General features: G+C 69.8%; 23 protein-coding genes. 3 read left to right on the top strand and 20 right to left on the bottom strand.

Features of this window, described 5'->3' with window-relative positions; translation table 11 throughout:
• Positions 1–76 precede the first annotated feature (76 nt).
• From ACWD01_RS03580 to ACWD01_RS03570, 3 genes are all read left to right on the top strand, one after another.
• Positions 77–1,282, top strand: a complete 1,206-nt coding sequence (locus ACWD01_RS03580; RefSeq protein ID WP_451157653.1) for a sensor histidine kinase — start codon at positions 77–79, stop codon at positions 1,280–1,282.
• The gene (locus tag ACWD01_RS03575; RefSeq protein ID WP_451157651.1) at positions 1,279–1,962 is read left to right on the top strand and encodes a response regulator; all 684 of its coding nucleotides are present in this window, start codon (positions 1,279–1,281) and stop codon (positions 1,960–1,962) included. The genes ACWD01_RS03580 and ACWD01_RS03575 overlap by 4 nt, the downstream gene beginning before the upstream one ends.
• Before the next feature lie 256 nt (positions 1,963–2,218).
• A complete protein-coding gene (locus ACWD01_RS03570; RefSeq protein ID WP_451157882.1) occupies positions 2,219–3,988 on the top strand; it encodes a glycosyl hydrolase family 18 protein in 1,770 nt (589 codons plus the stop codon).
• 196 nt (positions 3,989–4,184) lie between these two features.
• Here the strand turns inward: ACWD01_RS03570 and ACWD01_RS03565 are convergent, their stop codons facing one another.
• From ACWD01_RS03565 to thrB, 20 genes are all read right to left on the bottom strand, one after another.
• Positions 4,185–4,631 carry a DUF2550 domain-containing protein gene (locus ACWD01_RS03565; protein WP_451157649.1) on the bottom strand — a complete coding sequence of 149 codons (447 nt, stop codon included), beginning with the start codon at positions 4,629–4,631 and terminating at the stop codon, positions 4,185–4,187.
• Between the two features lie 131 nt (positions 4,632–4,762).
• Positions 4,763–5,137: a F0F1 ATP synthase subunit epsilon gene (locus ACWD01_RS03560; RefSeq protein WP_451157647.1), complete on the bottom strand. Its 375-nt coding sequence runs from the start codon at positions 5,135–5,137 to the stop codon at positions 4,763–4,765.
• 195 nt (positions 5,138–5,332) lie between these two features.
• Positions 5,333–6,775 (bottom strand): F0F1 ATP synthase subunit beta, encoded by a 1,443-nt coding sequence (gene atpD / locus ACWD01_RS03555; protein ID WP_356892641.1) that lies wholly within the window; start codon positions 6,773–6,775, stop codon positions 5,333–5,335.
• Positions 6,775–7,692 (bottom strand): F0F1 ATP synthase subunit gamma, encoded by a 918-nt coding sequence (locus ACWD01_RS03550; protein WP_356892639.1) that lies wholly within the window; start codon positions 7,690–7,692, stop codon positions 6,775–6,777. Before ACWD01_RS03550 ends, atpD begins: the two co-directional genes overlap by 1 nt.
• Positions 7,693–7,713: 21 nt before the next feature.
• A complete protein-coding gene (atpA, locus tag ACWD01_RS03545) occupies positions 7,714–9,306 on the bottom strand; it encodes a F0F1 ATP synthase subunit alpha (RefSeq protein WP_356892637.1) in 1,593 nt (530 codons plus the stop codon).
• Positions 9,307–9,440: 134 nt separating this feature from the next.
• Positions 9,441–10,256, bottom strand: a complete 816-nt coding sequence (locus ACWD01_RS03540; RefSeq protein ID WP_451157644.1) for a F0F1 ATP synthase subunit delta — start codon at positions 10,254–10,256, stop codon at positions 9,441–9,443.
• Positions 10,253–10,807 carry a F0F1 ATP synthase subunit B gene (locus tag ACWD01_RS03535; RefSeq protein WP_264247214.1) on the bottom strand — a complete coding sequence of 185 codons (555 nt, stop codon included), beginning with the start codon at positions 10,805–10,807 and terminating at the stop codon, positions 10,253–10,255. The genes ACWD01_RS03540 and ACWD01_RS03535 overlap by 4 nt, the downstream gene beginning before the upstream one ends.
• Positions 10,808–10,846: 39 nt before the next feature.
• Positions 10,847–11,071 (bottom strand): ATP synthase F0 subunit C, encoded by a 225-nt coding sequence (gene atpE, locus ACWD01_RS03530; RefSeq protein WP_018521144.1) that lies wholly within the window; start codon positions 11,069–11,071, stop codon positions 10,847–10,849.
• Between the two features lie 68 nt (positions 11,072–11,139).
• Positions 11,140–11,961, bottom strand: a complete 822-nt coding sequence (gene atpB, locus ACWD01_RS03525; RefSeq protein WP_356892631.1) for a F0F1 ATP synthase subunit A — start codon at positions 11,959–11,961, stop codon at positions 11,140–11,142.
• Between the two features lie 225 nt (positions 11,962–12,186).
• Positions 12,187–12,624 carry a hypothetical protein gene (locus tag ACWD01_RS03520; RefSeq protein ID WP_451157641.1) on the bottom strand — a complete coding sequence of 146 codons (438 nt, stop codon included), beginning with the start codon at positions 12,622–12,624 and terminating at the stop codon, positions 12,187–12,189.
• A gap of 322 nt (positions 12,625–12,946) precedes the next feature.
• Positions 12,947–14,269: an MraY family glycosyltransferase gene (locus tag ACWD01_RS03515; protein ID WP_451157639.1), complete on the bottom strand. Its 1,323-nt coding sequence runs from the start codon at positions 14,267–14,269 to the stop codon at positions 12,947–12,949.
• A gap of 117 nt (positions 14,270–14,386) precedes the next feature.
• Positions 14,387–15,646, bottom strand: coding sequence for a serine hydroxymethyltransferase (locus ACWD01_RS03510; RefSeq protein WP_451157637.1), 1,260 nt, complete (start codon positions 15,644–15,646; stop codon positions 14,387–14,389).
• A gap of 227 nt (positions 15,647–15,873) precedes the next feature.
• On the bottom strand, positions 15,874–16,533 hold the full coding sequence (locus ACWD01_RS03505) for an arsenate reductase/protein-tyrosine-phosphatase family protein (RefSeq protein ID WP_356892623.1): 660 nt from the start codon (positions 16,531–16,533) through the stop codon (positions 15,874–15,876).
• Complete coding sequence (locus tag ACWD01_RS03500; RefSeq protein WP_451157634.1) at positions 16,530–17,177, bottom strand: L-threonylcarbamoyladenylate synthase; 648 nt, start codon at positions 17,175–17,177, stop codon at positions 16,530–16,532. The genes ACWD01_RS03505 and ACWD01_RS03500 overlap by 4 nt, the downstream gene beginning before the upstream one ends.
• A 40-nt stretch (positions 17,178–17,217) precedes the next feature.
• Positions 17,218–18,063 carry a peptide chain release factor N(5)-glutamine methyltransferase gene (gene prmC, locus ACWD01_RS03495; RefSeq protein WP_451157632.1) on the bottom strand — a complete coding sequence of 282 codons (846 nt, stop codon included), beginning with the start codon at positions 18,061–18,063 and terminating at the stop codon, positions 17,218–17,220.
• A 53-nt stretch (positions 18,064–18,116) separates the two neighbouring features.
• Entirely contained in the window at positions 18,117–19,196 is a 1,080-nt protein-coding gene (gene prfA / locus ACWD01_RS03490; protein ID WP_451157630.1) for a peptide chain release factor 1, read from the bottom strand.
• Positions 19,197–19,333: 137 nt separating this feature from the next.
• Entirely contained in the window at positions 19,334–19,552 is a 219-nt protein-coding gene (rpmE, locus tag ACWD01_RS03485) for a 50S ribosomal protein L31 (protein ID WP_451157628.1), read from the bottom strand.
• A 185-nt stretch (positions 19,553–19,737) separates the two neighbouring features.
• Positions 19,738–20,865, bottom strand: coding sequence for an LCP family protein (locus ACWD01_RS03480; RefSeq protein WP_451157626.1), 1,128 nt, complete (start codon positions 20,863–20,865; stop codon positions 19,738–19,740).
• A 315-nt stretch (positions 20,866–21,180) separates the two neighbouring features.
• Positions 21,181–23,289 carry a transcription termination factor Rho gene (gene rho, locus ACWD01_RS03475; protein ID WP_451157624.1) on the bottom strand — a complete coding sequence of 703 codons (2,109 nt, stop codon included), beginning with the start codon at positions 23,287–23,289 and terminating at the stop codon, positions 21,181–21,183.
• A gap of 401 nt (positions 23,290–23,690) precedes the next feature.
• Positions 23,691–24,608: a homoserine kinase gene (gene thrB, locus ACWD01_RS03470; protein WP_356892608.1), complete on the bottom strand. Its 918-nt coding sequence runs from the start codon at positions 24,606–24,608 to the stop codon at positions 23,691–23,693.
• Positions 24,609–24,648: the final 40 nt, after the last annotated feature.

The following is a 24,648-nucleotide window of genomic DNA, read 5'->3' as shown; positions in this document are numbered from 1 at the left end:
CTGCATCGTTGGATGTACTGAGGGCTCACCCCGTACGCCGAGGCGGCAGGGCTGCGCGGCCGTGTTTGATGGTCGGGTGACGTTCCCCCGCCCCCACCGTGACGACGTGCTCATCGCGGCCGCCGGCCTGCTCGGGGGCCTGCTGCTGTGGGCGCTCGGGCTCCACACCAACGGGCACCTGGCCCCGCTGCCGGCCTGGGTGGCGCTGCTTCCGCTGGCGGCGATGTCCGGGCTGGAGCTGCTGCGCCGGACGAAACCGGCCGTGGCCCTGCTCGCCGGCACCGCGGCGCTCGTGCTGGACCCGTTCACGCCGGGCAGCATCGTGACGCTCCTGATGTTCGCGGACATCGTGTACGCCGCGGTCGTCTACGGGACCCCCGCGTCGGCCCGCCGGATCCCGGTCACCACCGGGATGATCACCATCGCGGTGACGATCGGCTTCCTGGCCTGGCTGCGGGAGCCGGTCGCCCTGCTGGTCGGCCTGGTGACCGCGATGGTGTCGTTCGGTCCCGCCACCACCGGCGCCATCGTGCGCAACCACCGCGAGGCGGCGAACGCGGCGCGGCTGCGGGCCGAGCAGACCGCGCTGCTGGCGGAGATGGACCGTACCCAGGCGATCGCGGCCGAGCGCGCCCGGATGGCGCGGGAGCTGCACGACCTGGTCGCGGGCCATCTCTCCGCGATCGCGATCCACTCGACGGCGGCGCTGTCGCTGGACGACGGGGCGACGAGCAGGCAGGCGCTGACCGTGATCCGGGAGAACAGCGTCGAGGGACTCGCCGAGATGCGCCGGCTGATCGGGCTGCTGCGCGACAGCAGCGGCGATATGGAGCCGGCCGCCGCGCCCACCCTGGCCGGTCTGGACGCGCTGGTGGAGCAGGCGCGGACGAACGGCCGGCAGAGCGGGCTGCGCTTCGTCCTGCACGACGGCCGGGAGAGCGGCACCCGGCTGCCGGCGCCGGTGGAGCTCGCGGCCTACCGCGTCGTCCAGGAGTCGCTGACCAACGCGATCAAGCACGCGGAGGCCGGCGAGGTGCGCGTCGAGGTCTCCCGGCCGGCGGGCGGTGCGCTGCGGGTGACGGTGACCAGCCCGTTCGGCCGGCGCCCGGGGCCCCGCGCGCCGGGGTCGGGCGCCGGGCTGGTGGGCATGGAGGAACGGGTGGCGCTGCTGGACGGGACGTTCGAGGCGGGCCCGGCCCCGGGCCCCGACGGCGGGCCGGAGAAGATCTGGGGCGTACGGGCGGTACTGCCCGTGGTGAACGACGAGGAGCCCTCTGCATGACGGCGGAAGCGGACACCGGGCGGGACGCGCCCCCGATCCGGGTGCTGGTCGCGGAGGACCAGAGCGCGGTACGGGCGGGACTGGTCCTGATCCTGGGGAGCGCGCCGGACATCGAGGTGGCCGGGGAGGCCGCCGACGGCGAGGAGGCGGTGCGGCTCGCCCGCGAACTGCGCCCGGACGTGGTGCTGATGGATGTGCAGATGCCCCGGCTGGACGGGGTGTCCGCGACCCGCCAGGTGGTCGCGGAGGGGCTGGCCGACGTGCTGGTGCTCACCACGTTCGACCTGGACGAGTACGTCTTCGGGGCGCTGCGGGCGGGGGCGGCCGGCTTTCTGCTGAAGAACACCGAGGCGGGCGATCTGCTGCGGGCGGTACGGACGGTGGCGGCCGGTGAGGGGCTGATCGCCCCGGCCGTGACCCGGCGGCTGATCGCGGAGTTCGCGGCGCCCCGGGCCGTACGGTCCGCCGGCGCCGCGGACCCCGCGGTGCTGGAGGCGCTGACGCGGCGGGAGCGCGAGGTGCTGTCGTGCCTGGGCCAGGGGCTGTCGAACGCGGAGATCGCGGGGCGGTTGTCGATGGCGGAGGCCACGGTGAAGACGCACGTCAGCCGGTTGCTGGGGAAGCTGGAGCTGCGCAGCAGGGTGCAAGCGGCGGTGCTGGCTCAGGAGTTGGGCGTCTGACGCACCGCCGGACAACAGTGGGTAACACCTTTGGTCTGGACCTATTGACGATTGGTCCAGACCACCCTAATCTCCACCCAGCATGCCGCGACGAGCCACGCGGTGTGCGCCAGTGCATGGACCACCCCTGACATGTCCGCACTCAACTCGAGGAGCATCCTTGAGCACTCAAGCGCCACCTTCCCCCCGCACGAGACCGAGGTTCACAGCCAGGGCGACCGCCGGCCTGACCGCGTTGCTCCTGCCTCTCGCCGCCATGGTGGGCCTCGCCTCACCGGCGCAGGCGGCCACCTCGGCGACCGCCACGTACGTCAAGTCCTCCGACTGGGGAACCGGTTTCGAGGGCAAGTGGACGGTGAAGAACACCGGCACCACGACGATCAACTCCTGGGCGGTCGAGTGGGACTTCCCCTCCGGCACCAAGGTCACCTCCGCCTGGGACGCCACGGTCACCAACTCCGGCGACCACTGGACCGCCAAGAACAGCGGCTGGAACGGCACGCTCTCCCCCGGTGCCTCCGTCTCCTTCGGCTTCAACGGCAGCGGCACCGGCTCGCCGTCCAACTGCAAGCTGAACGGCGCCTCCTGCGACGGCGGCAGCGTCCCCGGTGACAATCCGCCCTCCGCCCCCGGCACCCCCACGGCCTCTGACATCACCGACACCTCGGTGAAGCTGAGCTGGAGCGCGGCCACCGACGACAACGGCGTCAAGAACTACGACGTCCTGCGCGACGGCGCCAAGGTCGCCACGGTCACCGGCACCACGTACACCAACACGGGCCTGACGGCCGGCACCGACTACTCGTACACGGTCCAGGCCCGCGACACCGCGGACCAGACCGGAGCGGTCAGCGGCGCGGTCGCGGTCCGCACCACCGGCGGCGACGACGGTGGCGGCGGCCCCGGCCCGGGTTCCAAGGTCAAGCTGGGCTACTTCACGAACTGGGGCGTCTACGGGCGCAACTACCACGTCAAGAACCTGGTGACCTCCGGCTCGGCCGCGAAGATCACGCACATCAACTACGCCTTCGGCAACGTCAGCGGCGGCAAGTGCACCATCGGTGACGCCTACGCCGACTACGACAAGGCGTACACCGCGGACCAGAGCGTCGACGGCAAGGCCGACACCTGGGACCAGCCGCTGCGCGGCAACTTCAACCAGCTGCGCAAGCTCAAGGCGCAGTACCCGCACATCAAGGTGCTGTGGTCGTTCGGCGGCTGGACCTGGTCCGGCGGCTTCGGCCAGGCCGTGCAGAACCCGGCAGCCTTCGCCCAGTCCTGCTACGACCTGGTGGAGGACCCGCGCTGGGCCGATGTCTTCGACGGCATCGACCTGGACTGGGAGTACCCGAACGCCTGCGGTCTGACCTGCGACACCTCCGGCCCGGCGGCCTTCAAGAACATGATGCAGGCCATGCGCGCCAAGTTCGGTGCGAACAACCTGGTCACGGCGGCGGTCACGGCGGACGCCACCAACGGCGGCAAGATCGACGCGGCCGACTACGGCGGCGCCGCGCAGTACCTCGACTGGTACAACGTGATGACGTACGACTTCTTCGGCGCCTGGGCCAAGGACGGTCCGACCGCCCCGCACTCGCCGCTCAGCTCGTACCCGGGCATCCCGCAGGCCGGCTTCAACTCGGCCGAGGCGATCGCCAAGTTCAAGTCGAAGGGCGTGCCGTCGGCGAAGCTGCTGCTCGGCATCGGCTTCTACGGACGCGGCTGGACCGGTGTGACCCAGTCCGCGCCGGGCGGCACGGCCACGGGCGCGGCCCAGGGCACGTACGAGGCGGGCATCGAGGACTACAAGGTCCTCAAGAACACCTGCCCGGCCACCGGCACCGTCGCGGGCACGGCGTACGCGCACTGCGGCACCAACTGGTGGAGCTACGACACCCCGGCGACCGTCACCTCCAAGATGAACTGGGCGAACAACCAGGGACTCGGCGGAGCGTTCTTCTGGGAGTTCAGCGGTGACACCGCCAACGGCGAGCTCGTCGGCGCGATCAACAGCGGCCTCCAGTAAGCACGGGGACCACTGAAACGGCGAAGCCCGGGAGAGTCACCTCTCCCGGGCTTCGTCATGCACGCTCATACGGCCCGGCGCAACGTCACGCGGTCCAGCGGGGCTGTGCCACCCGGTCCAGCGGGGCGTCGTCACGCCACGTTGACCCTCCCCCAGAGTCCGTCCGGGGGGGACCCCCAACCAACGAGCAGCCCCTTCACGCCACATTGACTCGTTGGCCGGGCGGCGCCGCCTCCAGCCAGGCGAGGAAACCGGTCAGCGCGTCCTCGCTCATCGCCAGCTCCAGCCGCGTCCCGCGGTGCAGACACGCGAGCACGACCGCGCCGGCCGGCAGCGCCAGCTCCTCCTCGCCCTCGGGCGTGCGGCGCGCCAGCACCTCGATCGCCGAGCGCTCGAGGACGCGGCGGGGGCGCGGGGCGTACGAGAAGATCCGGAACCACTCGACCCGGTCCCCGTTGTAGCGCGCGACGCCGTACACCCAGCCCTTGCCGGAGACGTCCTGCCCCTCCGGAATGTTCCAGCGGAGGCTGCAGTCGAACGTGCCGCCGGACCGCTGGATCAGCCTCCTGCGCAGTCCGAAGACGAACAGCCCGACCACCACCAGGGCGACAACGCAACCGCTCACAAGCAGAGCGAGGAACATCTCCACCGACCTCCTCGCATCGTCCCGTAACCGAATATCACGTGCACCCGCATCGCCTCAGCCGCGGCACGGCCCAAGGAGATCGGGCCGGCCGCGGCTGAGGGACAAACCTATCCGCGGAGTCGGTGCGACTAGCGCACCGCCACCGCACGCAGACGGACGTCGGCGCGCCGCTCGGCGGCGGCGTCCGTGTCCGACTTGGCGCGATCCAGCGCACGCTCGGCGCGCTGGACATCGATCTCGTCCGACAGCTCGGCGATCTCCGCCAGCAGCGACAGCTTGTTGTCCGCGAACGAGAGGAATCCGCCGTGCACCGCGGCGACGACAGTTCCACCCTCACTCGTACGGATGGTCACCGGGCCCGACTCCAGCACACCGAGCAGCGGCTGGTGACCGGGCATGACGCCGATGTCGCCGGACGTGGTGCGCGCGACGACCAGGGTGGCCTCGCCGGACCAGACACTGCGGTCCGCGGCGACCAGCTCGACGTGCAGCTCAGCAGCCAAGGTTGGCTCCTCGGGTCACCACCCGGCGGTCATGCCGGGTGTTGGGTCATAAGTCTAATGGGGCGCGGGACGCGGAAGCGTCCCGGCCCGCCCCCGGCACAGGACCGGGGTCGGGGGATCGGTCCCCCGGAGGTGGAGCGAGAGGCGGACCGAAGGGGGCGGGACGCGCCCGCCCCCTTCAGCCGAGTCGCCGGCTCAGGAGACGCCGAGTTCCTTGGCGTTCGCCTTGAGGTCCTCGATGCCACCGCACATGAAGAACGCCTGCTCGGGGAAGTGGTCGTACTCACCGTTGCAGATCGCGTTGAACGCGGAGATCGACTCGTCGAGCGGCACGTCCGAGCCGTCCACGCCGGTGAACTGCTTGGCGACGTGGGTGTTCTGGGACAGGAAACGCTCCACGCGACGGGCACGGTGGACAACCAGCTTGTCCTCCTCGCCCAGCTCGTCGATACCGAGAATCGCGATGATGTCCTGGAGGTCCTTGTACTTCTGCAGGATCCCCTTGACACGCGTGGCGGTGTCGTAGTGCTCCTGCGTGATGTAGCGCGGGTCCAGGATCCGGGACGTGGAGTCCAGCGGGTCCACGGCCGGGTAGATGCCCTTCTCGGAGATCGGACGGGAAAGAACCGTCGTCGCGTCGAGGTGGGCGAAGGTGGTGGCCGGGGCCGGGTCGGTCAGGTCGTCCGCGGGGACGTAGATCGCCTGCATCGAGGTGATCGAGTGGCCACGCGTCGAGGTGATGCGCTCCTGCAGCAGACCCATCTCGTCGGCCAGGTTCGGCTGGTAACCCACCGCGGACGGCATACGGCCGAGCAGGGTGGACACCTCGGAGCCGGCCTGGGTGTACCGGAAGATGTTGTCGATGAAGAAGAGCACGTCCTGCTTCTGCACATCGCGGAAGTACTCCGCCATGGTCAGACCGGCCAGGGCGACACGGAGACGGGTGCCCGGGGGCTCGTCCATCTGACCGAAGACCAGAGCGGTCTTGTCGATGACGCCCGACTCGCTCATCTCCTCGATGAGGTCGTTGCCCTCACGGGTACGCTCACCGACACCCGCGAACACCGACACACCCTCGTGGAGGTTGGCGACGCGGTAGATCATTTCCTGGATCAGCACGGTCTTGCCGACACCGGCACCACCGAACAGACCGATCTTTCCACCCTTGACGTACGGGGTGAGAAGGTCGATGACCTTGACGCCGGTCTCGAACATCTCGGTCTTGGACTCGAGCTGGTCGAAGCTCGGGGCCTTGCGGTGGATCGGCCAGCGCTCGGTGGCGTTGCCGTTCTCCTCGGGGACGTTCAGCACCTCACCGAGCGTGTTGAACACCTTGCCCTTGGTGAAGTCACCGACGGGAACGGTGATGCCGTTGCCCGTGTCGGTCACCGGGGCCTGGCGGACCAGACCGTCGGTGGGCTGCATCGAGATCGCACGGACCACACCGTCGCCCAGGTGCTGGGCGACCTCGAGGGTCAGCGTCTTGAGCGCGCCCTCCAGGGCCGGGTCGGCGACCTGGACGGTCAGCGCGTTGTAGATCTCCGGCATTGCGTCGACGGGGAACTCCACGTCGACGACCGGGCCGATGACCCGGGCGACGCGGCCCGTGGCAGCGGCCGTCTCAACTGTCGTCGTCATTACTTGTCACTCCCCGCGGTCGCGTCGGCCAGGGCGCTGGCTCCACCGACGATCTCGCTGATTTCCTGGGTGATTTCGGCCTGGCGGGCCGCGTTGGCAAGCCGGCCGAGACTCTTGATGAGCTCTCCGGCGTTGTCGGTCGCCGACTTCATCGCGCGGCGGGTGGCGGCGTGCTTGGAAGCAGCCGCCTGGAGCAGCGCGTTGTAGATCCGGCTCTCGACGTAGCGCGGCAGGAGGGCGTCGAGGACGTCCTCGGCCGACGGCTCGAAGTCGAACAGCGGAAGGATCTCGTCCTTCTTGGCTGTCTCCTCCTTCGCCTGCTCGAGGCTGAGGGGCAGCAGCCGGTTCTGCACCGGTGTCTGCGTCAGCATCGAGACGAACTCGGTGAAGACGATGTGGAGCTCGTCCACACCACCCTCGGCCGTGTCCTTCTCGATCGCCGCGATCAGCGGGGCCGCGACCATCTTGGCGTCCGCGTACGTCGGGTTGTCGGTGAAGCCCGTCCACGACTCCGTGACCTTGCGCTCACGGAAGCCGTAGTACGACACACCCTTGCGACCGACGATGTAGGCGTCGATCTCCTTGCCCTCGCCGCGGAGCCGCTCGGTGAGCTGCTCGGCCGCCTTGAGGGCGTTGGCGGAGTAGCCGCCGGCCAGACCGCGGTCGCTCGTGATGAGCAGGATCGCGGCCCGCGTCGGGTTCTCCGCCTCTGTGGTCAGGGCGTGATTCGTCGTCGACCCCGTCGCCACCGCGGTCACCGCACGGGTGAGCTCGGTCGCGTACGGCGTGGAGGCCGCCACCTGGCGCTGCGCCTTGACGATGCGCGAGGCGGCGATCATCTCCATCGCCTTGGTGATCTTCTTGGTCGCGGTGACGGATTTGATGCGACGCTTGTAGACCCGGAGCTGGGCTCCCATGAGTCAGGTCCCTTCCGTCGTCTACTTGGCGGTGCTGACCGGAGCGTCCTCGCCCAGAAGCTTGCCGTCCGAGGTCTCGAACTGCTTCTTGAACGCGGCGATGGCGTCAGCGACGGACTGGAGGGTGTCGTCCGACATCTTGCCGCCCTCGGCGATGCTGGTCAGCAGCTCCTTGCGCTCACGGCGCAGGTGCTCCAGCAGCTCCGACTCGAAGCGACGGATGTCGGCGACCGGGACGTCGTCCATCTTGCCGGTGGTACCGGCCCAGACGGAGACGACCTGCTCCTCGACGGGCATCGGCTGGTACTGGCCCTGCTTCAGCAGCTCGACCATGCGCTTGCCGCGCTCCATCTGAGCCTTGGAGGCCGCGTCCAGGTCGGAACCGAAGGCGGCGAACGCCTCCAGCTCGCGGTACTGGGCGAGGTCCACGCGCAGACGGCCGGAGACCTGCTTCATGGCCTTGTGCTGGGCGGAACCACCCACACGGGAGACCGAGATACCGACGTTCAGGGCCGGCCGCTGACCGGCGTTGAACAGGTCGGACTCCAGGAAGCACTGACCGTCGGTGATGGAGATGACGTTGGTCGGGATGAACGCCGACACGTCGTTCGCCTTGGTCTCGACGATGGGCAGACCCGTCATCGAACCGGCGCCCATGTCGTCGGAGAGCTTGGCGCAGCGCTCCAGCAGACGCGAGTGCAGGTAGAAGACGTCACCCGGGTAGGCCTCACGGCCCGGCGGGCGGCGCAGCAGCAGGGACACGGCGCGGTAGGCGTCGGCCTGCTTCGAGAGGTCGTCGAAGATGATGAGGACGTGCTTGCCGTCGTACATCCAGTGCTGGCCGATGGCCGAGCCGGTGTACGGGGCGAGGTACTTGAAGCCGGCCGGGTCGGACGCCGGGGCGGCGACGATCGTCGTGTACTCGAGCGCGCCGGCCTCTTCCAGGGCGCCGCGCACGGACGCGATGGTCGAGCCCTTCTGGCCGATGGCGACGTAGATGCAGCGGACCTGCTTCTTCGGGTCGCCGGAACGCCAGTTGTCGCGCTGGTTGATGATCGTGTCGACGGCCAGGGCGGTCTTGCCCGTCTGGCGGTCGCCGATGACCAGCTGACGCTGGCCGCGGCCGATCGGCACCATGGCGTCGACGGCCTTGTAACCGGTCTGCATCGGCTCGTGCACCGACTTACGGGCCATGACGCCCGGGGCCTGCAGCTCGAGGGCGCGACGACCGTCGGTCGCGATCTCGCCGAGACCGTCGATCGGGTTGCCGAGGGGGTCGACGACACGGCCGAGGTAACCCTCGCCGACACCGACCGAGAGGACCTCACCGGTGCGGGTGACCGGCTGACCCTCCTCGATACCGTTGAACTCGCCGAGGACGATCGCGCCGATCTCGCGCTCCTCGAGGTTGAGGGCGAGACCGAGGGTGCCGTCCTCGAACTTCAGCAGCTCGTTCGCCATGGCCGAGGGAAGACCCTCGACCTTCGCGATACCGTCGCCGGCCAGGCTGACCGTGCCGACCTCCTCGCGCGAGGCCGCGTCCGGCTGGTACGACTGGACAAAGTTCTCCAGCGCGTCCCGGATCTCCTCCGGCCGGATCGTGAGCTCCGCCATCTGGGTTCCCTGCTCTCCTTGTTGGGCCCGAAGTTTCTTTGGGGGTCTGGGGGCCGACCCCCAGGAATCTTCTGCATTCTCTGCACGGCCCAACCGGGCCGCTGGTCTTGCGTTCTTTTGGTGCGCTGCGCGCGTCAGCCGGCCATCCGGCGGGTCGCCTCTTCGAGACGCTCCGCGACGGTGCCGTTGATGATCTCGTCGCCGACCCGCACCGTGATCCCGCCGAGGACCGTCGGGTCCACTTCGAGGTTGAGGTGCATGTCACGGCCGTAAATCCGCGCCAGACCCGCTCCGAGACGCTGCTTCTGCGCCTCGGAGAGCGGCACCGCCGAGGTGACGACGGCGACCATCCGGTCCCGCCGCGCCGCGGCGAGCTTGGACAGGGAGTCGAGTCCCGACTCCAGGCTACGTCCCCGCGGCTGTGTGACGAGACGGACGATCAGACGCTCGGTGACCGGGTCGGCCTTGCCGCCGAGCAGGCTGCGCAGCAGCTCGCCCTTGGCGGCCACCGTGGCCGACCGGTTGGTCAGTGCCGACCGCAGCTCGGTGCTGGACGAAAGGATCCGGCCGAAGCGGAACAGCTCGTCCTCGACGTTGTCGAGCGCACCGGTCTGCTGGGCCGCCGTGAGGTCTGCGGTGTTCGCCAGCTCCTCGAGCGAGTCGACCAGGTCGCGCGACTGCGACCAGCGGGACCGGACCATGCTCTTCAGCAGGTCGGCGGTCTCGCCGCCGACCTGACCGGCGAAGATGCGTCCGGCCAGCTCGGCCTTGGCCTGGGCGGCCTGCGCCGGGTCCGTGAGGACCCGTCGCAGGGACACCTCACGGTCGAGCAGCGTGGTGACGGCAGCCAGCTCACCGGCGAGCTTCGCCACGTCGACCGACGTGTTGTCGGTCAGCGCGTCGAGGGACTCGTGCGCGGCGGCCAGCGCCTCGCGGCTGGCTCCGTTCATCGGGTTGCCTCAGCCTTCGAAGCGCCGTCCTCGAGCGAGTCGAGGAAGCGGTCGATGGTGCGGCTCTGGCGGGCGTGGTCCTCGAGGGACTCGCCGACCAGCTTGCCGGCCAGGTCGGTGGCGAGCTTGCCCACGTCCTGACGCAGCGCCGCGGCCGCGGCCTTGCGGTCGGCCTCGATCTGGGCGTGGCCGGCCGCGATGATTTCCTCACGCTGCCGCTGGCCTTCCGCCTTCATCTCCTGGATGATCGCGGTGCCCTGCTCGGTCGCCTCCTGGCGCAGCCGAGCGGCCTCGTGACGGGCCTCGGCGAGCTGCGCCTTGTACTGCTCAAGGACGCTCTCGGCCTCGGTCTTGGCCGCATCGGCCTTCTCGATACCGCCTTCGATCGCCTCGCGACGCTCTTCCAGAACCTTGTTGATGTTCGGGAGAAGCTTCTTGGCGAGGAAGCCGAAGACGATGACAAAGGCGATCAGGCCGATGACGAGCTCGGGAATCGGCGGGATGAGCGGATTTTCCGCTCCCTCGGCCGCGAGCTGAACCATGGGGTTCACATCAGTGCCTTTCGTCGGTTCGACTGGTCGCAGTTCGTCCTAGTAGACGAACGGCATGACCAGACCGATGAGGGCGAGGGCCTCACAGAAGGCGAAGCCGAGAATCTGGTTGGCGCGGATCAGACCGGCAGCTTCGGGCTGACGGGCGAGCGCCTGGGTGCCGTTACCGAAGATGATGCCGACGCCGACGCCGGGGCCGATGGCCGCGAGGCCGTAGCCGACGGAGCCGAGGTCACCAGTGACGGCAGCAAGGGTCTGGGACATGCCAGTTCTTCCTTCTCTTTACGGACCGGCGGGGGTTGGCCACCGGACGATTGGGACAGCGAGGGGGCTCAGTGGTGCTCGGCGAGCGCGCCCTGGATGTAGGTGCAGGTCAGGAGCACGAAGACATAGGCCTGAACTGCCTGGATGAAGAGCTCGAAGGCCGTCATCACAATGACCATCACGAACGAGACGCCGGCGTAGGCGATCCCGATGCCGTTCAGCAGGTACCAGCTGGCGATCGTGAAGAGCAGCAGCAGAGTGTGACCCGCGAACATGTTCGCGAAGAGTCGCACGGCGTGCGTGAAGGGACGGACCAGGAGGTTCGAGAAGAGTTCGATCGTCGCGGCCAGGTAAGCCACGGGGCCGAGCGACTTGTCGAAGCCGGTGAAGTTCTTGAACGCTCCGACAAAACCGTGGCGCTTGAACGTGAGGCTGACCCAGGTGATGTAGACCAGCAGGGCCAGCACCATCGGGTACGCGATGATCGACGTCACCGGGAACTGCGCAACCGGAATGATCGACCAGAGGTTCATCATCCAGACGAAGAAGAACAGCGCGACCACGAAGGGGACGTACTTCTCGCCCTCACGCTTGCCGATCGTCTCGTAGACGACACCGCGGCGGATGAAGTCGTAACCGGACTCGGCGACCATCTGCAGCTTGCCCGGGACGACCTTCGGGTTGCGGAAGGCAGCCCAGAAAAACCCGACGATGATGACGGAGCCCAGGAGCGCCAGAAGCATCGTCTTGTTGAAGTACAGATTGCTGTCCCCGTCGCCCCAGAGCGGCTCGAACAGGAACGAGTGCAGGCCCGGTGCCGGAAAGCCACAACCGTCAAAGATGTGGCAGTCGGTCTCGAAGGCGAGCACCTGCGTCGGGTCAGCACTCACCGCGGGCTCCTTCAGCGTGGCGCATAGGTACGGCAACCTCGTTGTGTCGGCGCGGCACACAGCCGCGGGTCGGCACTGGACTGGTGTTTCGAATGGTGGGGCGGCAGTGGGGCATCAAGCCTCGCGAATAAGCAGGCGTCAGCTCAGATGCCCGCGCCCGCGATGCCGCAGTTGGCACCGGACGATAGCAGGATCCCGAACTCGCCCTTATACCGGCCCTACCCCTCACGACGACGGCCCCTTGTTTCCGGGCTTGCCGCCGGTCGAGGAGTCGGGTTCGACGTAAAGGATCTTGGCCTTCATGTGTGCGCGGGTCTGCGCACCGATCCAGACGAGGGTCAGTGCGACCAGCGTGATGGCAAAGGCCTTGGGGTTGAACAACGTCGTGTTCTTGAACATCGCAACAAAGATGAACAGCAACAGCAACTGCGCCGTATAGAGCATCAGACCCATCGCCTGGAACAGCTGCGGCAGCGACTTCGCCACGCGCTGCAGGACGTACAGCCCGATGCCCATGAAGAGGATCACCACCAGCGTGGCCACGATCGCCCCGATCGCGCCCTTGCCACCCGCGACCACGGCGCTGACGACGGCGGCAACAGCGCCGGCGGCTGCGGTGGGTACGGCGGCATGAACAAGGGTGCGTGCGTCGGTGGACGGCATGGCGGCATCTCCGCTTGCTGGTGGGGGCAAAGTGGTGTCGTCATGGACGAGCGTATGCCCGGTCCCGAGATGGGCCTCGGGGGCCAACGGACCGTCGCACTACGGCCCTTCGGCGCTGTCTCCGGGTCTCGTGAACGGTATCACAAACTATTTGATGAGGTCTTTACCCAGTGGTGTGCCAACTCTCACACATGAGAGTGAACGCGCCCGTGTGTGCACGACAGCCCAGGGTTTCGCGTGGTAATGCGACGTTCTGTCCGCTCCGCGTCAGCCAACCGCGACGGACGTGCCTCTTTGGGGGTACGGGCGGGCCGGCCGCGGATCAGCGGCGGGAGCCCGCGCGGTCCCGGTCAGGGAAGCGGGAGCGCACTCCGACGGCCGTCGCGCCGTTGACACCGCTGACGCCCACCCCGACCGGCACCCGCGGCTCCTCCGCGCCGGACGCCGCCTCGGGCTGCTCGGCCGCCTGCCGCGCCCGGCGGCTGCGACGGTAGCGGGGCGGGACGAAGTTCTCCGCCCAGCCGGGGGCGCGCGGGGTGAAGCGCGGCAGGAGCAGCAGCACGAGGCCGACCGCGCTCAGCCCGACGACGACGAACACGATCCAGATCACCGAGTGCACCGAGTACGCCACGACGCCGAAGGCGATCAGCGCCGACCAGAAGTACATGATCAGTACGGCCCGGCTGTGTGAGTGGCCGATCTCCAGGAGCCGGTGGTGCAGATGACCGCGGTCCGCGGCGAACGGCGACTGGCCCTTCCAGGTACGGCGGACGATCGCCAGCAGCAGGTCCGCGACCGGGATGGCGATGATCGTGAATGGCAGCAGCAGCGGGATGAAGACCGGCAGCGCCGCGTGCGTCGCCTCGCGCGTGCCGCCCTCGTGGATCCGCATGGCGTCCATGTCGACCTGGCCCGTCACCGAGATCGCCGCCGCGGCGAGCACCAGGCCGATGAGCATCGAGCCCGAGTCGCCCATGAAGATCCGCGCGGGATGCATGTTGTGGGGCAGGAAGCCCAGGCACATGCCCATCAGGATCGCGGTGAACAGGCTGGCGGGGGCGGCGGCCTCGATGCCGTAACTGACCCAGATCCGGTACGCGTAGATGAAGAACGCCGCCGCGGCGATGCACACCATGCCCGCCGCGAGACCGTCCAGGCCGTCGACGAAGTTGACCGCGTTGATGGTGATGACGACCAGGGCGACCGTGAGGAGCGTCCCCTGCCAGCTCGTCAGCGAGACCGTGCCCACGCCGGGCACCGGGATCCACAGGATCGTCAGACCCTGGACCACCATGACGCCGGCGGCGATCATCTGGCCGCCCAGCTTGATCAGGGCGTCGATCTCGAACTTGTCGTCCAGGACGCCGATGATCCAGATCAGGGCGGCGCCGGACAGCAGAGCCCTCGGTTCGTTCGACAGCTCGAAGACGCTGTTCAGGTTCTCCAGATGGTCCGCGACCAGCAGTCCGGCGCACAGACCGAAGAACATCGCGATCCCGCCGAGCCTCGGCGTCGGTTCGCGGTGCACGTCGCGCGCACGGATCTCCGGCATCGCGCCACTGGCGATGGCGAACTTCCTCACCGGCCCGGTGAGCAGATACGTCACCGCGGCCGTGACACATAGCGTCAGCAGGTAATCACGCACGGGCTGCCCCACAGGAATCGCTGGCCATCTCAGCCCCACACCTTAGCTGTGGTGGCCACATGCTTGAGGACATGCGCCGGCCCGCGATGGTTGCACAGGAAGAGCACACCAATGCGGCTACCCGGGAAACGGCGGGTGTCCCGCGACCAGTTCCGCCACCTTCGCGCGGATGTCGCGCGCCGCGGATTCGTCCCGCAGCGCCGCCGTGAACAGGGCCGCGATCCGGCCCATCGCCGGGCGGCCCATACCCTGCGTGGTCACCGCGGCGGTGCCCAGCCGGATGCCGCGGCCGTCCCCGTACGGCAGCGCACAGGTGTCGAGCACCATGCCCGCCGCGGCCAGCCGGCCGCGGGCCGCCCTGCCCTCGACGCCCAGTGGTGCCGGGTCGGCGCCGATGATGTGGGTGTCCGTGCCGTCCGTCAGGACGGTCAGCCCCTCGGCCGCGAGGGCCGCCGCCAGCTCCCGCGCGTTGGCGACCACCTGGTGCGCGTACGCGGTGAACGCCGGCGTCGCCGCCTCGCCGAACGCGACGGCCTTCGCGGCGATCGTGTGCATCTGGGCGCCGCCCTGCGTGAACGGGAACACCGCCCGGTCGATGCGCTCCGCCAGCTCCGCACCGCACAGGATCATCCCGCCCCGCGGACCGCGCAGCACCTTGTGCGTAGTGGCGCACACCACATCCGCGTACGGCACCGGATTCGGCGCGGCGCCGCCGGCGACCAGTCCGATCGGATGCGCGGCGTCCGCGATCAGATACGCGCCGGCCTCGTCCGCGATGTCGCGGAACCGCTCGTAGTCCGGGTGCCGCGGGTACGAGATCGACCCGCAGACGATCGCCTTCGGCCGGTGCCGGCGGGCCAGGACGCGCACCTGGTCGTAGTCGATCAGCCCGGACTCGGCGTCGACGCCGTACCCGACGAAGTCGAACCAGCGGCCGGAGAAGTTCGCGGGCGAGCCGTGGGTGAGGTGACCGCCGTACGGCAGCCCCATGGCGAGCACGGTGTCACCGGGGCGCAGCAGGGCGGCGTACGCCGCGAGGACGGCGGACGAGCCGGAGTGGGGCTGCACGTTCGCGTGGGCCGCGCCGAAGAGCGCGGTGGCCCGCTCGATCGCGATGCGCTCGGCGGCGTCGACGAGCTCGCAGCCGCCGTGGTGGCGGGCGCCGGGATAGCCCTCCGCGTACTTGTTCGCGAGCGGCGAGCCGAGGGCGGCGAGGACCGCGGGCGAGGTGAAGTTCTCCGCGGCGATCAGCTGCAGCGTGGTGGCCTGCCGCTGCGCCTCGCCGAAGAGGATGTCCGCGATCTGGGGGTCCTGGCGGCGCAGCGCGTCGAGGGCGGGGGCGTGGGCGGGCGCTTCACGTGGAGGTGTTACGGACATGACGGCTCCGGGTCCTCGGGCCTGTGCGGCCACTCCAATGTAGGACCGGGCGGGGCGGGGCGCGCGGTGTATGCGCGCGAACGGGTCCGCCGCGCGGCGGGCGGGCAGGGCTTGAGTTGCCGGGCACATCCGGCCCCGCCGGCTGGGGCAACTCCAGCCTCGCCGGCGATTGAGGCGCGGGGGCCCCGGGGGCAGCGCCCCGGCGAGACCGGCGGACGGCGGGGGCGTCAGCGGCGGGTCGGGACGCCCGTCAGGGCGGTGACGACCGGGTCCAGGGCCTGGTGGATCTCGTCGCCGATCGAGCGGAAGAACGTGATCGGCGCCCCGTACGGATCGAAGACCTCGTCCGCGTCGGGGCTGGGCGCCAGAAGCCACCCGCGTAGCGCCGCCGCGGCCCGCACCAGCGCACGGGCGCGTTCGACTACGCCCTCGTCCCGGGGATCGGGGAGCGTCGCCGGGTCTATGGCGCGGACGAGGCGGGTGAACTCCTTGAGCGTGAAGGTCCGCAGGCCCGCCGAGTGGCCCATGGAGATGACCTGCGCCCGGTGGTCGCGGGTCGCCGTGAGGACCAGGTCCGCGCGGATGACGTGCTCGTCGAGGAGCTCGCGCCCCACGAACCCCGTCGCGTCCGCGCCGAAGTCGGCGAGGACGACCTCGGCGTTGGCCTCCATCGGGGCGCCCTCGTGGCCCCACGTGCCGGCGCTCTCCACGATCAGACCGCCCGTGAGGGGATCGCCGAGGCGGTCGCTCAGGGCATGGCGGGTCAGCCGCTCGGTGATCGGCGAGCGGCAGACGTTGCCGGTGCTGACGTGGAGGATGCGGAAGGTCGACGCCGTACTGCCCGTACTGCTGGTTTCCGCTATGCCACGCCCCTGCGGGGCGGTCAATTGGCCACCTCGAGGTCTGGTACCACCTTGCGCAGCTCGTCCGCGGAGAGGGCTCCCTCCCGCAGCAGCACCGGGACCTTGCCGGTGACGTCGACGATCGACGACGGCACGATGCCGGGGGTGGGACCGCCGTCGAGGTAGACGGAGACGGAGTCGCCGAGCATCTCCTGCGCGGCGTCGCAGTCCTCGGGCGAGGGGTGTCCCGTCAGGTTGGCGCTGGAGACGGCCATCGGGCCGACCTCGGTGAGGAGTTCGATCGCGACGGGGTGCAGCGGCATCCGGATCGCGACGGTGCCGCGGGTGTCGCCGAGGTCCCACTGCAGCGACGGCTGGTGCTTGGCGACCAGGGTCAGCGCGCCGGGCCAGAAGGCGTCGACGAGCTCCCACGCCTGCTCGGAGAAGTCGGTGACCAGCCCGTGCAGGGTGTTCGGGGAGCCGATGAGGACGGGGGTGGGCATGTTGCGGCCGCGCCCCTTGGCGTCGAGCAGGTCGGCGACGGCCTCGGAGGTGAAGGCGTCGGCGCCGATCCCGTACACCGTGTCGGTGGGCAGCACGACGAGCTCGCCGCGGCGGACGGCCGACGCGGCCTCGCGCAGGCCGGTGGTGCGATCCGTCGCATCGTTGCAGTCGTATCGCCGAGCCATCAGCGGGCCTCCTCGTACACGTACTTCGTCAAGTGCTTGGTCATGGCATGGCCTTGCGGGCGGTGGCGAACCGCGGCCGCTTGTTCAGGTCGGGGTGGTCGGCCGCGTCCGCCCAGCCGGATTCCTCGTTGAAGATCCACGGCACCTGGCCGCCCTGGGTGTCGGCGTGCTCGATGACGACGAGACCGCCGGGCCTCAGCAGCCGGTGCGCGGTGCGTTCGATGCCGCGGATGGTGTCCAGGCCGTCCTCGCCGGAGAACAGGGCCATCTGCGGGTCGTGGTCGCGGGCCTCGGGCGCGACGTACTCCCACTCGGTGAGCGGGATGTACGGCGGGTTGGAGATCACCAGGTCGACCTGGCCGTCGAGCTCGGGCAGCGCCGTGAGGGCGTCGCCCTGGTGGACGACGACCCTGGACCCCTCGGCGTTCTTCCGGGTCCACTTCAGGGCGTCCTCCGACAGCTCCACGGCGTGCACGCGCGAGCGCGGGACCTCCTGGGCCATGGCGAGCGCGATGGCGCCGGAGCCGGAGCACAGGTCGACGATGAGCGGCTCCACGACGTCCATGGCGCGTACGGCCTCTATCGCCCAGCCCACGACCGACTCGGTCTCGGGGCGGGGGACGAAGACGCCGGGGCCGACCTGGAGTTCCAGGTAGCGGAAGAAGGCACGGCCGGTGATGTGCTGGAGCGGCTCACGGGCCTCGCGGCGGGCGACGGCCTCCCAGTAGCGGGCGTCGAAGTCCGCGTCCTTGACGTTGTGGAGCTCTCCACGCTTCACGCCGTGCACGAACGCGGCGAGCTCCTCCGCGTCGAAACGCGGAGACGGCACGCCGGCGTCGGCCAGCCGCTGGGTGGCCTGGGCCACCTCGGCAAGCAACAGGTTCACGCGCCTACCCTTCCTGTGACGCTCGTGCGGACCGTGTGCAGACCCGTCGCGCGCTACTGCGCGGCCGCGAGCTTGGCGGCGGAGTCCGCGTCGACGCACGCCTGGATCACGGCGTCCAGCTCCCCGTCGAGCACCTGGTCCAAGTTGTACGCCTTGAAACCGACCCGGTGGTCCGAGATCCGGTTTTCCGGGAAGTTGTACGTCCGGATCTTCTCCGACCGGTCGACCGTCCGTACCTGGCTGCGGCGGGCGTCCGCGGCCTTGGACTCGGCCTCCTCCTGGGCCGCGGCGAGCAGCCTGGAACGCAGAATACGCATGGCCTGCTCCTTGTTCTGGAGCTGGCTCTTCTCGTTCTGGCAAGAGGCGACGATGCCGGTCGGCAGGTGCGTGATGCGGACGGCGGAGTCGGTGGTGTTGACGGACTGGCCGCCGGGGCCCGACGAGCGGTAGACGTCCACGCGCAGGTCGTTGGCGTGGATCTCGACGTCGATCTCCTCGGCCTCCGGCGTGACGAGCACACCGGCCGCGGAGGTGTGGATACGGCCCTGGGACTCGGTGGCGGGCACCCGCTGGACGCGGTGCACCCCGCCCTCGTACTTCAGCCGTGCCCAGACGCCCTGTCCGGGCTCGGTGGCACCCTGGCCGCCCTTGGTCTTGACCGCGACCTGGACGTCCTTGTAGCCGCCGAGCTCGGACTCGGTCGCGTCGATGATCTCGGTCTTCCAGCCGACGCGCTCCGCGTAGCGCAGATACATCCGCAGCAGGTCACCGGCGAACAGGGCGGACTCGTCGCCGCCCGCGCCGGCCTTGACCTCGAGGATGACGTCCTTGTCGTCGCTGGGGTCGCGCGGCACGAGCAGCAGCCGCAGCTTCTCGGTGAGCGCCTCGCGCTCCTTCTCCAGCTCCTTCACCTCGGCGGCGAAGTCCGGGTCGGTCTGGGCGAATTCACGCGCCGTGGCGATGTCGTCACCGGTCTGCTTCCAGGAGCGGTACGTGCCGACGATCGGGGTCAGCTCCGCGTAACGCTTGTTGAGCTTGCGCGCGTTCCCCTGGTCGGCGTGGACCGAAGGGTCGGCGAGCTTGTTCTCCAGATCGGCGTGCTCGCCGATCAGTTCCTCGACCGCCTCGAACATCGGGGGCTCCTGGTTTCGTACGCGAAGGGTGGCTGCGGTATGGCTGCGGTGACTGCGCGGAGTGGGTGCGCAGAACGGACAAAGCGCCGGTCTCGGCCACCCGGGAGAGGGCGGCCAAAGACCGGCGCAGTGGCTCGCTACTTGTTGCCGGCAGCCTTGCCGAAGCGGGCCTCGAAGCGGGCCACACGGCCACCGGTGTCGAGGATCTTCTGCTTGCCCGTGTAGAACGGGTGGCACTCGGAACAGACCTCGGCGCGGACGCTGCCGCTCTCGATGGTGCTGCGGGTGGTGAACGACGCACCGCAGGTGCAGCTGACCTGGGTCTCGACGTACTCGGGGTGGATGTCGCGCTTCAAGGTGTCTCCTAGTTTCGGGAGGGCGCCGGGTCGTACGTGCGGGATGCTCGTACGTGAACCGGGGCCGACGTACCAGTCTGCCAGGACAGGCCGTATCTCCCAAAACCGGGGTGGGGGCGGGAGTATTCCTCGCGGCCGGAGTGGGTACGACCTGGGCCCTGGCGGCGCCCTCCCGCTCCCCCGGCCTACGAACCCTGCCCGGCTCCCTGCCCCGCGGTGCGGCCGGCGGTCCCGACGACGGACGCGGCGTCGCCCTTGTCGCCCGCCGAGTCCGTGAGCGCGGAGGCCGGGATCGGCCGGTCCTGCTTGAGCGCGCTCCACACCTGGCGGGCGCCGCTCTCGACGGGGACGACCCGGTTCGGGTCGTCGAGGTCGTAGCGCACCGGCATGGTGACCATGTGGACGTCCTCGGCGCCGAGGGAGCCCAGCCCCCTGGCGAAGCCCATCAGCTCGTTCACCGAGTCCAGCTCGGAGTCGGGCGTGATCGCCTTCGTGGCCGCGTCGGAGAGGTCGAGGAGCTTCTTCGGGCTGCTGAACACCCCGACGTCCTTGACCTGCTCGATGAACGCCTTCATGAACGCCTGCTGGAGCTGGATGCGCCCCAGGTCGCTGCCGTCGCCGACGCTCCCCCGGGTGCGGACGAGACCGAGGGCCTGCTCGCCGTCCAGGGTGTGGGTGCCGGGCGGCAGGTCGAGCCGGCTCTTGCTGTCGTTGATCGGCCGGGTCGTGGTGATGTCGACGCCGCCGAGCTCGTCGACGAGCTGCGTGAAGCCGGTGAAGTCGACCTCGATGTAGTGGTCCATGCGGATGCCCGACATCGCCTCGACGGTCTTGACGGCGCAGGCGGGGCCGCCGACCTCGTACGCGGTGTTGAACATCGCCCGCCGCTCACCCGGGACTTCTGCGCCCTCACGGTCCGTGCACACGGGCCGCTCGATCAAGGTGTCGCGCGGTACGGAGACGACGCTCGCCGTCTTGTGGCCCTGGTACACGTGGACGACCATCGCGGTGTCGGAGCGGGCGGCGCCCTCGTCGGCGCCGTACTCGGAGTTCGCGCCGGCCCGCGAGTCGGAGCCGAGGACGAGGATGTCCATGGAGCCGTTGTCGACGTTCTTCGGCCGGTCCTCGCCGAGGACGCGGTTGATGTCGACGCCCTGCAGGTTCCCGTTGAGCTTGAACCAGAGCAGACCCAGCCCGGAGCCGCCGACGACCACCAGGGCGGCCGCGATCCAGGCGACGAACGTCCATGCCCGGCGCGCCTTGGCGGGCTTCCCGCGGCCGCGTATTCGGCCGCCGCTGCTCTGCTCGCTCATGCTCTCCTCGGCTCTCACTACTCGGTTACCCGCGCCGGCGGTGCTCAGGCGCGGTTCGGCGGTGGACGCCCGGACGTCGAAGGTCGTCCGGTGTCGAAGGTCGTCCGCACGTCGGAGCAGCGAGAAGCGTCGCACGGCCGGATGAGAGGACCTTGAGAAACGCGTCAGGCCCACCGCGCAACGCACGGTGGGCCCGACGGACCGTTCCCCGGCTCCGGTTCCCCCGCCCCACCAGCGTCTTCAGCCGGTGGAGCCGGTGGCCCCGGGAGCCCGCGCCGGGCCCTCTCGGGGCCCGACGGCTGTGGTGAAGCTCTCTCAGTCGTTGCCGTTGCCGGCGGACGGAGTCGTCTTCTGGATCTGCAGCAGGAACTCGCCGTTCGACTTCGTCTGCTTCATCTTGTCGAGCAGCAGCTCGATCGCCTGCTGCTGGTCGAGTGCGTGCAGCACACGGCGCAGCTTCCAGGTGACGGCGAGCTCGTCGCTGCCGAGCAGGATCTCTTCCTTACGGGTGCCGGACGCGTCGACGTCCACCGCCGGGAAGATGCGCTTGTCGGCGAGCTTCCGGTCGAGCTTGAGCTCCATGTTGCCGGTGCCCTTGAACTCCTCGAAGATCACCTCGTCCATCCGCGAGCCGGTGTCGACCAGCGCGGTGGCCAGGATGGTCAGCGAGCCGCCGTCCTCGATGTTGCGCGCGGCGCCGAAGAAGCGCTTCGGCGGGTAGAGCGCGGTCGAGTCGACACCACCGGACAGGATGCGGCCGGAGGCCGGGGCCGCCAGGTTGTACGCACGGCCGAGGCGGGTGATCGAGTCCAGCAGGACGACCACGTCGTGACCCAGCTCGACGAGGCGCTTGGCCCGCTCGATGGCCAGCTCGGCGACGGTGGTGTGGTCCTCGGCGGGACGGTCGAAGGTCGAGGAGATGACCTCGCCCTTCACCGACCGCTGCATGTCGGTGACCTCTTCCGGACGCTCGTCGACCAGGACGACCATCAGGTGGCACTCGGGGTTGTTGGTGGTGATCGCGTTGGCGACCGCCTGCATGATCATGGTCTTGCCGGTCTTCGGCGGGGCCACGATCAGGCCTCGCTGGCCCTTGCCGATCGGCGACACGAGGTCGATGATCCGGGTCGTCAGCACGCCCGGGTCGCTCTCGAGGCGCAGCCGGTCCTGCGGGTACAGCGGGGTCAGCTTGTTGAACTCGGGGCGGCCGCGGCCCGAGTCGGGCGCCATGCCGTTCTGCGAGTCCAGGCGCACCAGCGCGTTGAACTTCTCGCGGCGCTCGCCGTCCTTCGGCTGGCGCACGGCGCCGGTGACGTGGTCGCCCTTGCGCAGGCCGTTCTTGCGGACCTGGGCGAGGGAGACGTACACGTCGTTCGGGCCGGGCAGGTAGCCGGAGGTCCGGATGAACGCGTAGTTGTCGAGGATGTCCAGGATGCCCGCGACCGGGATCAGGACGTCGTCGTCGGAGACCTGCGGCTCGCCGGCCTGGAAGTCGTCACGGCCACGGCGGCCACGGCGGTCGCGGTAGCGGCCGCGACGGCCACGACGGCCGCTACCGTCCTCGTCGAAGTCGTCCTGCGGGCCCGTGTTCTGCGGCCCGCCCTGGCGCTGCTGGCGCTGGCCGCCGCCGCCCTGCTGCTGCTGGTCGTCGCCCTTGCCCCGGCGGTCACGCTGGCGCTCACGGCGCTCACCGCGCTCGCCACGGTCCCCGCGGTCGCCACGCTCGCCGCGGTCCCCGCGCTGACCGCGGTCGCGGCGGCCCTCTGCGGTGTCGACGGCGGTCTCGGCGTTGGCCTCGGGCTGCGCGTCGGCCCTGGTGTCGGTCTTCACGTCCGCCTTGACATCGGTCTTGACGTCGACGGCGGTGTTGCCACGGGTCTCGGTACGGGCGTCGGGGCTGCCCGCCTGCGCGGTGGCGCGACGACGGCGGCGCTCACCGGCCGGCTGGTCGTCTCCCCCAGAGCCCGCGGCCTGGGAGGGGCCTCCGGCCGGCTGTCCCGGAATGTCGATCTGCTGCTGCGCGACGGCCTTCTCGGCCTTGTCGGACTTGCCGGCCTTCTCGGCGGGCTGCGCCTTCTCGGCGGCGGGAGCAGCGGCTTCGTCACCCGTACGGGCCTTGGAGGTGGCGCGGCGCTTCGGCTTGGCCGCGGCGTCGGTGCCCTCTTCGGCGCTCTTCGCCGGGGAGGTCCCTGCGGCCTGCGTCTCCTTGATGACCTCGATCAGCTGGCTCTTGCGCATACGCGCGGTGCCCCTGATGCCGAGGCCGGACGCGACCTGCTGCAGCTCGGCCAGGACCATGCCGTCGAGGCCGGTGCCGGAGCGGCGGCGCCGTGAGGTGGTGCCGGAGGCAGCACCTGCGGCGGACGCTGTGTTGTCGACGTTGTTGTCGGCACTCACGCCCATCAGATCGGTGGTGTCGCTCACGAAGGGTCCTTCCCTGGAGCGGACGTCGGCCTTCTGGCTCGGCGACCGGTTGTGCTGTCCGGCTGTTGGTCCTGGGTGTGGACCGTGCCGGAGCGGTGGTCCCGCCGGGAAATTGACGGCGGAGAGATACATGCATACGTGCAAGGCCCGGCTCGAGGTCCCCCTGCTCGGCCCACTCCTGGAAAAGCGAGGGGTGTCGTGCCGGTTCCGGAGCGTGCTCGAAACTGCTCAGGCAGGCTGCTCAGGCAGTTGGGGAGGCTCCCGGAAGAATGGTGGTCCCGATGGGGGACGCAAAGCACCGCGTCGCGTAGACGACGGCTGCTGACTTGAGGTTAACACTACCGGCTCCAACAAACATTCCCCCTCTCTCTCACCGGCAATCGTGGCGATGGTGTGTCCCTTCAGGGCGCGAGCGGCAGCACGCTCGCACCCGCGGCGTCGAAGGCGAGCCGGTTGGCCGCCCAGCCCTCGCCCGCCAGCCGTGCGACCTTGTCGGCCGCACTGTCCTCGGCCAGCGCGAGCACCGTGGGGCCCGCGCCGGAGATGACCGCGGGGATGCCGTCGGCGCGCAGTCGGTTCACCAGATCGACGCTCTGCGGCATCGCCGGGGCCCGGTACTCCTGGTGGAGACGGTCCTCCGTGGCGGGCAGCAGCAGTTCGGGACGCCTGGTCAGGGCCTCGACGAGGAGGGCGGCCCGGCCGGCGTTGGCGGCGGCGTCGACATGCGGGACGGTGCGCGGCAGCAGTCCGCGGGCCGTCTCGGTGAGCACCGGATTGCTGGGGACGAAGACCACCGGAACGACGGAGTCGGCGGGATCCATCCTGATCGCGCGCGCCGCTCCCGATTCGGTCCAGGCGAGGGTGAAACCGCCGAGCAGGCAGGCCGCGACGTTGTCCGGGTGCCCCTCGATCTCGGTGGCGAGCTCGAGCAGTGCCGCGTCGTCGAGCTTCGCGTCGCCGCCTATCGTCACGGCGCGCGCGGCGACGATGCCGGCGCAGATGGCGGCGGAGGAGGAGCCGAGGCCGCGGCCGTGCGGAATGCGGTTGGCGCAGACGACCTCGAGGCCGCGCGGCTGCCCGCCGAGCAGGTCGAACGCCGTGCGCAGCGCCCGTACGAGCAGGTGGTTCTCGTCGCGGGGCAGGGTCGACGCGCCCTCACCGGCGATGTCGATGTGCAGACCGGAGTCCGCGACCCGGACGACCACGTCGTCGTACAGACCGAGCGACAGCCCGAGGGCGTCGAAGCCCGGACCGAGGTTGGCGCTGGTTGCGGGGACGCGCACCCGGACGGCGGCGGCGCGGAACGCTGGACCGGCCATCGCTCGACGACTCTCCTTGGTTCTGAACTGCGGGATGTAC

This window comes from Streptomyces sp. NPDC002835 (assembly GCF_053591995.1).
Note: the sequence above shows the minus strand (reverse complement) of the source record. Positions and strands in the feature narration are given on the sequence as shown.